We start from the raw sequence: 11,639 nt of genomic DNA, 5'->3' as shown, positions 1-11,639 counted from the left end.
GCTCACACCTAAAATTTTGATTAAAAAAAGGTAGTCTAAATTAAATGTTATGCAATAAGGTTTTTGCATGTTTATACTGCCCTTAGAAGAGTTGTTAATCGACAAACCGATCATCTACCTCCATGACCTCACCACAATTCTTACAAGTCCTTAAATCTTCTGATTTATAAAATTCTTTAAATCGAGGTTGAAAATCCTTCTCCACATTATTTAATTCGAAAAAAGTTTCGTGCAATTTGGTATTGCAAGCATCACAAAACCACATTAAACCATCCTTATAATCAGTACCTTTTCGAACTCTTTCTATAACCAAACCCACTGAATTAGCCGGCCTAACCGGATTATGAGGAATTCCTGCAGGTAACAAAAACATATCTCCTGCTTTTATATCAACTTTTCGAGCCTTACCCTCTTCTTGAATGGTAACCTGAATGTCTCCTTCCAATTGATAAAATAATTCTTCGGTCTCATTATAATGATAATCTTTGCGCGCATTAGGACCACCTACAATCATTACGATATAATCGCCTGATTGTGTATATAAATTTTTATTTGACACAGGAGGTTGAAGTAAATCTCTATTATCCTCAATCCATTGTTTTAAATTAAAAGGTCCTTGAATTGCCATATGTTTTCTTTAATGAATTATTCTTGCGACTAAAATACAAAATAGTTTCAATTTCATCTATAAACAAAAAGAGGCGGATTCAATGAACCCGCCTCTCTTCTTATTATTTATTAAATCTATTGCTTAATAACTCGTACTTTTTGTTCAGCACTTTCGCTTGTTACTTTAACAATGTATACTCCACTTTCAACAGCAGACATATCTAATAGATATGGTCCATATACATTTCCTACAGTATTTGAGATTACAATTCGTCCTTCAACATCCAATACTTCGATAACAGCGTTACCATCAATGTTTAAGTTTTGAACTGTTAATACATCTTCAACTGGGTTTGGATAAACCATTAACTCGTTTTGAGTTTCTTCATCCGTTCCAGCACAATCGAATAATGTTACATATACCCAAGCAGAGTCAGTTGGACAATATTCGTTTGCTACTGTATAAAGGAAAGGATATGTTCCAGGTCCCATTCCAAGAGTATTGAAAAGACCTCCAGCTAAAGCTACGTCCTCATCAACTCCAACATACTCCCAGATTCCACCACCGTCATGCGAACCGCCTAAGTGATCCGATAAAACGATTGGATAATCATTACAAGCAGTATAGAATCCATCATTACCAGCAGAAAGACCTTCGTTAGTAGATACTACTGTCATTACAGTATCAGCATCACATCCGTTGTCTAACACATAGTATAAATCAAATGAACCTTCTTCATCTGGGAATACAACTTCATTTGAAATTTCATTTCCAGGAGCAACAGTTGGGTTGTACCAAGTTCCGTCTTCAGCAGATTCACCAGCAATTGCGTTAAATAAATCATAAGAAGAACCTGCACAGATAGTTGGACTTAATCCTAATCCAGCTGAAATTTCTTCCACTTCACTTAAAGTGATTCCGAAGTGAACTTCAGGTTGGATATAACTAATTGGATTAACCATTACATAGTATTCTTGACCAGGAGTCAAACCACATGCTATAACTTCCGATCCATAAGGAGGTTCAGTAGCATCATCAGCTAAAGAGTTAGCATAAATTGGCGTAAATCCACCAATCACACCACAATCTCCACTAGAATAAACTGCGATTTCCGTGTAACCATTCGTAACACACTCACTTGGATCAAATGTTGAGATTTTTGCTCTTCCTGACGCTGGTGCTGTAAATTTGAACCATACAGATCTATCTACTCCATCACCTGAACACCATCCATTATTTCCATAACAATCATCTGCTTCTGGCGCGATTCCTGTTTCACCTGGTAATACAGTTGCTTCAAAGTTGTGACGAACGATTTGCTCACCACCCATAACTAATTCTTCAGCACCACAAGGGTTATCATTTGTAATATCAGTACCGAATAAAATCGGTCCAGCCCATGCTGATACAGAGTCAACTCCACAATTTGATCTTACATACGCCCAATAAGGAGTACTTGGTGTCATACCTGTCATGTAGTAAGGTAAATCAGTTGTACCAGCAACAGATCCAGCTTCGTCACCCATTTCTGGCTCGAAACATGGCGCACCCCATTCGATATCATAATTTTCACCACCCGTTGCAACAAAATTAATATGAGCAGCAGTATTTGTGATATTCAATACGTTTAAAGAGTGTGGTGTAGCACACAATGGTGGTTGTGACCAACAATAAGGTCCAGCCCATGCAGAAGCAGAATCAGCTCCCATTCCACAATTAGCTCTAACAAAGTAGCAATAATCTTCACCCGCTGTTAATCCAGTTAATGCTAATGAAGGGAAAACATCTGTTGTTTCAATTGAACCATCCATTGGATCGTCAATTCCAGCTCCCCAACTTACTTCCCAAGAAGTAGCATCACCATTTTCTACCCAGCTTAAACCTGTTTCAGACGGAGAAGAAGGCGCAGCTCCTAATCCACTTGGCATTTCACAGAAAGTAGAAGTTGTAAAACAGTATGGTCCTGTCCAACCTGATAATGAATCTGGTCCTTCACCACATACCGCTTGAACGTAGAAACAGTAATCTGTTCCCGGAGTCAATCCTGGTACTGTAAATGGATTAGTTGGAACATTGGTAATTGTTACTCCAGTTCCTAATTCAAATCCTGGTTCACCATATTGTAAGTTCCATTCACTTTCTTCAGGATCATTATTTGCTTCCCACTCAAGTGTCGCAGTTAAACCACCCGAAGCAATCATTGTACCATCAGTAGGGTCTAAACAGTTGGCATTTGTACACCACTCATTTGGACCAACCCAAAGAGAATAGTAAGTTTCATCTGAACCATCCTCATCCAAATCTTCATAACAAACTGATCGAACATACCAATCATAACATGTAGCCGGATCCAATCCAGTTAAGTCATATTCATGATCTACGTCATATCCTCCTAAGAATCCTATTTCTCCAACTCCTTCAATTTCATACCCTTCAAAACCGTAAGACACATCCCATTCATCTTCCGATGCTCCTTGATCCCATTCTAGTTTAGTAGTTGTATTTGTTATCGCGAATTCTCCAATATACTCCGGTATTGGACAAATTGCTGGAGTACAGAAAGTTTGAGACTTTGTTCCTACGCAACCCCTAATTCCATCGCAGACCGAATAAACATAATACTCATAACATGTTAACTGTGCTAAACCGTCCAACATCATAAAAGCACTAGACCCATCGCCTGGTACGTCTTCAATCCAAGTTCCTTCAGTTTCAGGATCAAATCCAACTGGTCCATATACAACATCAAAAAGATCCGAATCACCGAACCAAGCTAACATTGCTTCATCCCATTCTGTAGGAATTGCCTCTGGTGAAGTCGGTGCTGGACAATCTGGATCATCAAACTCTACAGAGAAGCTATAATCTCCTCTTGAATTATCACAACTCCACTGATCTATAATTTGCACGTACGCTGTTTCTCCAGCCTCCAACGCAACTGGCGTTGTTGAACATGTAGTCCATGAGGTTGTTGTTTCGAGAACAAGTGCATCACAAGTGCTTGTGTAAATTCTACGTTCATTTGATCTGGCTAAATCCAATGCTAGACCCTCATCAGCAGCACAATCTGACAGGTTGAATTCCCCATCACATGGTGCGGTAAATGAGTACCATTGATCGCCACAGGCCGGCATAACCCAACCACTACCTATTGTGATTGGCGTAGCACTTTCACAATCCACTCCTCCCGGAGTAAGACCTTGAGCAGAAGCGCTGCCGACAAAAACTACCGCGAATAGTAGCTTAAGTACTAAGTCAATTTTCTTCATAACTTGTTTTTAAATTATTTTTAGATTTAATTTCGCTAATGTAATAAAACATGTGGAAATTATCAAACGTTTTAAAAAAAAATAATAGTAACGTTATTAAATTATTATCCTATTAATCAATTGTTAAAAATAAAGGTTTTCGATGGTGCACGATTCGATACGGTAATCACCAATTCACGGCCATTTGAGTTCACTAAAACCATATCTTTACAATCCATCGGCTCATAAAAACCAGACTCGGACAAAGTCAAATCTTCAAAATTTCCTTTACCATCCCCGAGCATAACAACCCCTCTTCCACCATCATAACGAATGGTTTCAACTTCAGCTGCAAAATTATTTCCCGCGGCAATTATATCTAAAAACCCATCATTATTCACGTCCATTACAATCGACTCATTAATTGGACCTAGTTGTGCAAAAACAGGTAATTTATGTGTAGAAAACACACCATTTTCACTCAGTAACACTGATGATTTAAAGGATGTTGCAGAATAGTGCAACGCCTGATTCAATTTTTCTTCACCATATATACTTTCCAGATTTGCCGATGCAAATTCTGAAAACGTTGGGAATTTTTTGTTGATAAAAGGCATTTGTTCAGAAGAGCATTGTTTACCACGAACTGGATAACAAATATTGTCTTGATATTTTGCTAAAACGATATCATAGGTGCCATTCTCGTCAAAGTCACTACAATAAAGCTCTAACGGCTTTTCTTTTGAAGGGTGAAACTTGTTGTTACCTCCTAAATTTCCGGCGACATAATCATTAATTCCGTCACCGTTAAAATCACCCGAAGAGATTGAATACCACCATCCAATTTCTTTGCTCGGATTCATTCGGTCGGTTACGTCGATAAATTTACCTTGATTATTCTCAAAAAAAGTAACTGGCATCCATTCTCCTACAAGTACAATATCCAAATCACCATCCTGATCAAAATCATCAAACAGACCATCTGTTACCATTCCTGGTCCCATAAAATTAAGCTTATCTTCCGTATGATTTGGATCCATAGCGCTAGCTGTTGCATCACTAAAAATTCCATTCCCAGCGTTACTCAATAAATAACTTCTTGGAGCAAAAGGATAGTATCCAGGCGTTTGTCTTCCAGGAACATAAAGATCCAAGTCACCATCATTATCATAATCTCCAATTAAAATTCTTTGCCCAGAAGACTCCATTTTTGGCAAGCGATCTTTCGATTCATTCGTAAAGTTTCCTTTTCCATCATTAATGTATAATTGATCTTTCATCAACTCTGATTGATAATTATATTCATTACCTCCAGAAACGACATACAAATCGAGATCACCATCACCATCGGCATCAAAAAACTCTGAATCCATTTCTTCACGCTTTGATTGTTTATTCCATGGTCCAGCTTTTTCTTTAAAGGTACCATTAGCTTGTTGCACATAAAGTTTTCCGCTGAAATCCGCTGCACCCGATACATATAAATCTTCACGCCCATCACCATTCACGTCACCTTTAGAAATAAACGGTCCTAATTGAGACATCTTATTCGGCAATAAAACCTCACTTTTAAAGTCATCAGCCATTAATTCGTGATGAACAAAATCAAATAAAGAATCAGACACGTTAGTCATAAGTGGCTGCACCTTTTCTGGAGAAATATCAGCATTATTTGCATCCTCTAAGCCAAATTCATGTCGCTTATTTGCCGCAATATTCGTTTTCTCTAAAGTTGCCCCATTTGTCCATTGAATTTGTACTTTATCCACTTGATCATGATCGCCTATACCAAAATGCAATTCACGTTCTACACTCGATTCATACCCTCTTGTATAATGCAATTCTTGAAATTGAATTTCATCTCCTGTAAACACCTTCACTTTAGCTCCGATTGCCTCAGAATTTTTCCCTTCACCCGTTACTTTAATCTTCACATAATTATTACTCGTTTCAAGTTTGTTTTCCATAATGAAAGACATTTCTTCCATATTATTGATGATTAAATCGAGATCCCCGTCATTATCCAAATCCGCGTATGCCGCACCACTTGAATTAATTGGTGCATTAATATTCCATTCTTCTGTTTTCTTTGAGAAGTGAATTTCACCCTCATTTTTGAAAATATAATTATAAATTTTAGTAGTAGGCATTAACGCCAGCCCTTCTTCGAAATTTTCAATCTCTCCTCGCTCCTCTTTTATGGAATATGTTCGCGTATAATCATTGTCTCTAGCTTCCCGGCGATATCCATTGGTGATGAAAAGGTCCTTTTTTCCATCATTATCAAAATCAGCAAAAAGCGGTGCCCAACTCCAATCAGTTTTTGATACTCCTGCCAGCTGACCAACATCCGTAAATGTACCATCACCATTATTCATTTGCAGTCCGTTAAACATATATTGATAATGAAAGCCCACACTTACTAAATCCCAGAAATTCTTAGTACTCATTCCTCCCATATTTCTTTTTGAACGGACATGATCTTCTGCAGCCATGTCAAGCGTCATTATATCCAAGGCACCATCATTATTGAAATCAGCTATATCGTTCCCCATAGAATAATTGGATATATGGTTTGTACGCTCTTTTATTTCCTCAGAGAATGTACCATCTCCATTGTTCATGTATAAAAAGTCAGGATCTTGATAATCATTTGAAATATAGACATCAGCAAAACCATTCCCATCCACATCTCCTATAGCTATTCCTAGACCGAAACAATTGTTTTCAATTCCTGCTTCTTTCGATATATCAACAAATTTTCCATCTCTATTCTCTAGAAAAACATCAGCATCCTCACCATATTTTTTTAACCTAAGAAATTCGTTCACGGTAACAAACCGTTCTCTTGGTTCTTTAATCGGATGATTCATAACATACAAGTCTAAATCTCCGTCATTATCATAGTCAAAGAAAGCGGCTTGAGTTGTACGTTTTGCTACATCTACTCCATATTCTTTTCCTTTTTCAGTGAAAGTATTATCTCCATTATTTATGAATAGTAAATTCCCCATTAACGAACGGTCTTTGGGGTTTCCTGAGCGACAAACATAGATATCTAACCAACCATCTCCATTTACATCAACCATAGTAACACCAGTGTGCCATCCTTCGTTTGCATTTTCATCAAATGCCGTTTCGGTAATATCCTTAAATTTCATATCACCTTGATTTAAATACAGCTTATCTTGTACTTGATTCCCTGAGAAATACAAATCTGGCAAACCATCATTATTTACATCTCCAACAGCAACACCAGCACCATTGTATATATATTCGTAGTTGTAAAAATTGAATTCTTCGGTCTCTTCTATGGTATTAAAAAATTCAATACCAGTGTCGTTCGAACTTAATGTTTCGAATCGCATTGACTCAACTTTCTCTTCAGAGTTATTGTTTTTATTATTTGATTCATCTGATGAACCCGTACATGCCAACAAGGCACAAGAAGCGATTAAAGATAAACGCAATTTATTCATATCAAAGTTTTAATTAGCTGTCAAACAAATATACTAATATAATTCTACTTATACTCACCCTTTTCACCTTCGAAAAGAAGGTGCAATATATATATGTTAATCAAGAACTCTGAACAAAACTATTAAAACAAACAAGTAATTTTTACCTTTGTTAAAAAAATTTCGAATGAACTTAGATTTGACAAATAAAACTGCAATTGTTTGTGGAAGCACACAAGGAATTGGTTTAGCAACAGCTCGTGAATTAGCTTCACTTGGAGCAAATATTATTTTAATCGCTCGAAACGAAGAAAAACTAATGGCGGCTAAAAACAGTCTTGACACTTCTAAGAATCAAATTCATGATTTGTTGGTCGTTGATTTCACACAACCCCAAGAATTAGAATCGAAACTTAAAAAATTCCTGAACGGGAAGTCGGTTGAAATATTAGTTAACAATACAGGAGGCCCGGCTGGCGGACCAATCAACACGGCAAACATAGAAGAATTCACGGCTGCATTTAATATGCACTTAATATGCAATCATATTTTGGTTACTAATGTTAAGGAACTGATGATAAAAGCTGGCTATGGTCGTATTATCAACGTGATTTCAACATCAGTAAAACAACCTTTACCAAATCTAGGTGTTTCTAACACAATCAGAGGAGCGGTAGCCAATTGGAGTAAAACATTAGCGAATGAATTGGGTCAATACAACATTACAGTCAACAACGTTTTACCAGGAGCCACCAATACCGTTCGTTTAAAATCGATCATTGAAAATAAAAGTGCAAAAACTGGAAAATCTTATGGGGAGATATTAAAAGAAATGTCACATGCATCACCTATGCAGCGAATTGCTGAACCTGAAGAAGTGGCGAATGCTATAGCATTTCTTGCTTCACCAGCGGCCAGTTACATCAACGGCATTAATGTTCCAGTAGATGGAGGTAGAACAAAATCTTTATAAGGTTAAGCTATTTACTAGTTTTAAGGCACGATGCGTTTTAGCCTTACCCTGATTTGAAACTGTAATTACGATGGTTTGATTGGGCATTTTTACAAGTTCCATATCCTTAACATCATTATTATCAAAAAAACCAGACTCAGTTGGTGCAAGTGCCTTTAAACCTCCACTGCCATCTCCGAGTAGAACTGTACCACGTCCAGCATCGTAACGAATTGTTTCCACTTCTGCCGCGTAATTGTTCCCGGCAGTAATAACATCTATATTTCCATCATCATTAACATCCGCAAAAACTGAACGATTTATAGGCGCCATCTGACATTCTGTTGCCAAATGCTTCTCTTCGAATTTACCATTTTTACTAACCAACACAACTGAACTAAAACTGGTTGCGGTAAAATGTAAAGCCTTATCCAAATTAGCTTCACCGTAGATTTTATTTAAATCTGCCGCTGCAAATTCACTATAAGTTGGGAATTTTTTCTGTATGAAAGGCATTTGTTCAGAAGAGCATTGGCGTCCCCTAACTGGGTAACACGTCTTATCTTGGTATTTTGCCAAAACAATGTCATTTGTTCCATTTCCATCAAAATCATGACAATAAACCTCTAAGGGCTTTTCTACGGTTGGATGAAACTTATTATTTTCACCAAGATTTCCTACAACAAAATCAGATTTACCATCATTATTTAAATCTCCCTTATCAATGCTATACCACCAACCAACGGATTGCGTTGAGTTATAGAGAGCAGTGACATTTGAAAAAGCACCTTGATTATTCTCATAAAAAGAAATTGGCATCCATTCTCCTACAATTATTAAATCTGGGTCTCCATCTTGATCAAAATCATCAAATAAAGCATCCGTAACCAATCCCGCACCTTGCACATCTGGAGAAGAACCCGTTACATCAATAAATCGACCATCTTCATTTTTAAACAAATAACTTTTGGGTACATATGGATAATAGCCTGGTACTTGCCTTCCTCCAACAAACAAGTCTAAATCTCCATCTTGATCATAATCAGCTGCTGCAACAGTTTGACCGCCAATAGGAATTTGTGGCAGACGCTTGGACTCATTTTTAAAGTTACCTTTTCCGTCATTGATGTATAGCTGATCAACAAGAAAAGGAGAATCGAAATAATACTCATTTCCTCCACTCACAACATACAAATCCAAATCGCCATCATTATCTGCATCAAAAAACAAGGCATCCATTTCTTCGCGTTCAACTTCTTTTTGCCAAGGTCCATTTTTTTCAACAAAACCACGATTTGTTTGAACTAACATGCGTCCTTTTTCTCCTTTTGGAGCCGATATATATATATCTTCCAATCCATCTCCATTCACATCTCCTTTAGTAATAAAAGGACCGGCCTGCGACAGCTTATTCGGTAACAAAACCTCTGTTTCAAAATCATTAAAAGGAACTTCAACATGTTTATGCGAAAGCAGAGAATCTGTAATATCTTTGAACAACATCTCATGCTTACTTTGCGTGATTGATTTAATTTTTCCTTGTTGATACTTCAAATTCAATATGCTATTTGGTTTTGGGTGACTCACCTCAACCACAGTACCATCCAACCATTTCGCAACAACTTTATTAACCTTGCTATCACCAAGACCAAAATGCAAATAAGGTTCAACGCTAGAAATAAACCCCCTCGAGATTTGAAATTCTTGATATAGCCTACCATCATCCGTATACACCCAAACCTTTGTTCCTAGACCTAGAGAATTATCTTTGTAACCATCAATCTTAACCCTTAAATAGTTATTTGAGTTTCCTTGCAATTTATTTTCAAATATAAGTGATTCCTCCTCCATATTATTCACGATTAAATCGAGATCACCGTCATTATCTAGATCTGCATATGCCGCTCCATTCGAGTTGATTGGCACATCTAAACCCCAATCTTTTGTTGCTTTTTCAAAAGTCAGGTTACCGTTATTTCGGAACATATAATTTTCAATTTTAGTAGCTGGAATTAATGCTAATTCTTGCTGTAAATCTTCAATTCCTCCGCTTTGTTTCTTTTTAAAGTATTGATTATTATAGTCATTATCCCTCACATCCCTTTTAAAACCATTGGTCACAAACAAATCCTTAAATCCATCATTATCAAAATCTGCAATCAAAGGTGCCCAGCTCCAATCAGTTTTCGAAATTCCTGCCATCTGCCCTATATCGCTAAACGTTCCATTGCCATTATTCAGCTGCAAACAATTAAACATAAATTGATAGTGAAATCCTACATCCACAATTTGCCAGAAGTAAGATGTGCTCATTCCTCCCATATTCCGCTTTGAACGCACATGATCTTCCGCTGCCATATCTAGTGTAACAACATCCAAAAATCCGTCATTATTAATATCGGCAATATCATTCCCCATTGAAAAATTAGAAAAATGCTTGAATCGCTTTTTTGCTTCTTCAGTAAAGGTGCCATCCCCGTTGTTCATGTAGAGTAAATCTGGATCTTCATAATCATTAGAAACATAAACATCTAAATACCCATTCCCGTCAATATCTGCTACACCTATTCCCAAACCGTACATATTGTTTCGTACTCCAACCTTCTCAGACACATCTACAAACAAACCGTTCTGATTTTCAAGAAACATATCAGCATCAGGCCCTACAGTTTTAAGTGATCTTAACTCCTGCCCAGAAAAAAGTCCTTCTTCATATTGATGCGGATGATTGAGCATATAAAGATCTAAATCACCGTCATTATCGTAGTCAAAAAATGCGGCATTCATCGTTCTTTTTTTTAGCGCCAAACCGTAAGCCTCTGCCTGTTCCGTAAAAGTTCCGTCTTGATTATTGATAAAAAGTAAATTTGAAAATAGCGCTCGTTGATTTAGTTTACCCGACCTACACACAAAAATGTCCAACCATCCGTCTGCATTAATATCCACCATGTTTACTGCTGTATGCCAACCTTTTGCTAAATCATAATCAAAGGCTTTGTCTGTTACATCTTCAAAAACCATCTCTCCTTGATTTAGATACAATTTATCAGAAACATGATTCCCTGTAAAATAAATATCAATTAATCCGTCGTTATTCACATCTCCAGTAGCGACACCACCACCACTGTATATATCCTCATACTTATAGTAATTAAATTCGTCATTCTCTTGAATAGAATTGATAAAATCAATACCTGAATGAGATGGGCTCACTTGTTCAAAACTCATCTCAAATTCGACTTGATTTTCTTGGGGGATTTCTAGTTTATGTTGTTTATTGATACATGAGAATACCAAATAGCATAGCCCCATTAAAGCGGTAGCTTTAGTCAAATTCATATTAATACAGTTGGTTTACTCAAAAATATGAA

General features: G+C 37.0%; 5 protein-coding genes. 1 reads left to right on the top strand and 4 read right to left on the bottom strand.

Annotated elements, in window-relative coordinates; translation table 11 throughout:
* Window positions 1-94: 94 nt before the first annotated feature.
* The 3 genes from A8143_RS03815 to A8143_RS03805 form a co-directional block, all read right to left on the bottom strand.
* Entirely contained in the window at window positions 95-628 is a 534-nt protein-coding gene (locus A8143_RS03815) for a 3-hydroxyanthranilate 3,4-dioxygenase (protein ID WP_066756526.1), read from the bottom strand.
* Window positions 629-744: 116 nt separating this feature from the next.
* Window positions 745-3,879 carry a T9SS type A sorting domain-containing protein gene (locus tag A8143_RS03810; RefSeq protein WP_066756523.1) on the bottom strand — a complete coding sequence of 1,045 codons (3,135 nt, stop codon included), beginning with the start codon at window positions 3,877-3,879 and terminating at the stop codon, window positions 745-747.
* 116 nt (window positions 3,880-3,995) lie between these two features.
* Window positions 3,996-7,337: a VCBS repeat-containing protein gene (locus A8143_RS03805; RefSeq protein WP_066756520.1), complete on the bottom strand. Its 3,342-nt coding sequence runs from the start codon at window positions 7,335-7,337 to the stop codon at window positions 3,996-3,998.
* Window positions 7,338-7,503: 166 nt separating this feature from the next.
* On the opposite strand from A8143_RS03805, the gene A8143_RS03800 reads away from it, so the two are divergent.
* The gene (locus A8143_RS03800) at window positions 7,504-8,289 is read left to right on the top strand and encodes an SDR family oxidoreductase (protein WP_066756518.1); all 786 of its coding nucleotides are present in this window, start codon (window positions 7,504-7,506) and stop codon (window positions 8,287-8,289) included.
* Here the strand turns inward: A8143_RS03800 and A8143_RS03795 are convergent.
* Window positions 8,284-11,607 (bottom strand): VCBS repeat-containing protein, encoded by a 3,324-nt coding sequence (locus A8143_RS03795; RefSeq protein ID WP_066756516.1) that lies wholly within the window; start codon window positions 11,605-11,607, stop codon window positions 8,284-8,286. The genes A8143_RS03800 and A8143_RS03795 overlap by 6 nt on opposite strands.
* Window positions 11,608-11,639 lie beyond the last annotated feature (32 nt).

It is taken from the genome of Crocinitomix algicola (assembly GCF_001661595.2).
Lineage (GTDB): Bacteria > Bacteroidota > Bacteroidia > Flavobacteriales_D > Crocinitomicaceae > Crocinitomix > Crocinitomix algicola.
This window is presented reverse-complemented; position numbering and strand designations above follow the sequence as displayed.

What these genes read in the sequence shown, in the direction of transcription:
- A8143_RS03815 (WP_066756526.1), bottom strand. Translation starts at nt 628, where the DNA reads ATGGCAATTCAAGGACCTTTTAATTTAAAACAATGGATTGAGGATAAT.
- A8143_RS03800 (WP_066756518.1), top strand. Translation starts at nt 7,504, where the DNA reads ATGAACTTAGATTTGACAAATAAAACTGCAATTGTTTGTGGAAGCACA.
- A8143_RS03805 (WP_066756520.1), bottom strand. Translation starts at nt 7,337, where the DNA reads ATGAATAAATTGCGTTTATCTTTAATCGCTTCTTGTGCCTTGTTGGCA.
- A8143_RS03795 (WP_066756516.1), bottom strand. Translation starts at nt 11,607, where the DNA reads ATGAATTTGACTAAAGCTACCGCTTTAATGGGGCTATGCTATTTGGTA.
- A8143_RS03810 (WP_066756523.1), bottom strand. Translation starts at nt 3,879, where the DNA reads ATGAAGAAAATTGACTTAGTACTTAAGCTACTATTCGCGGTAGTTTTT.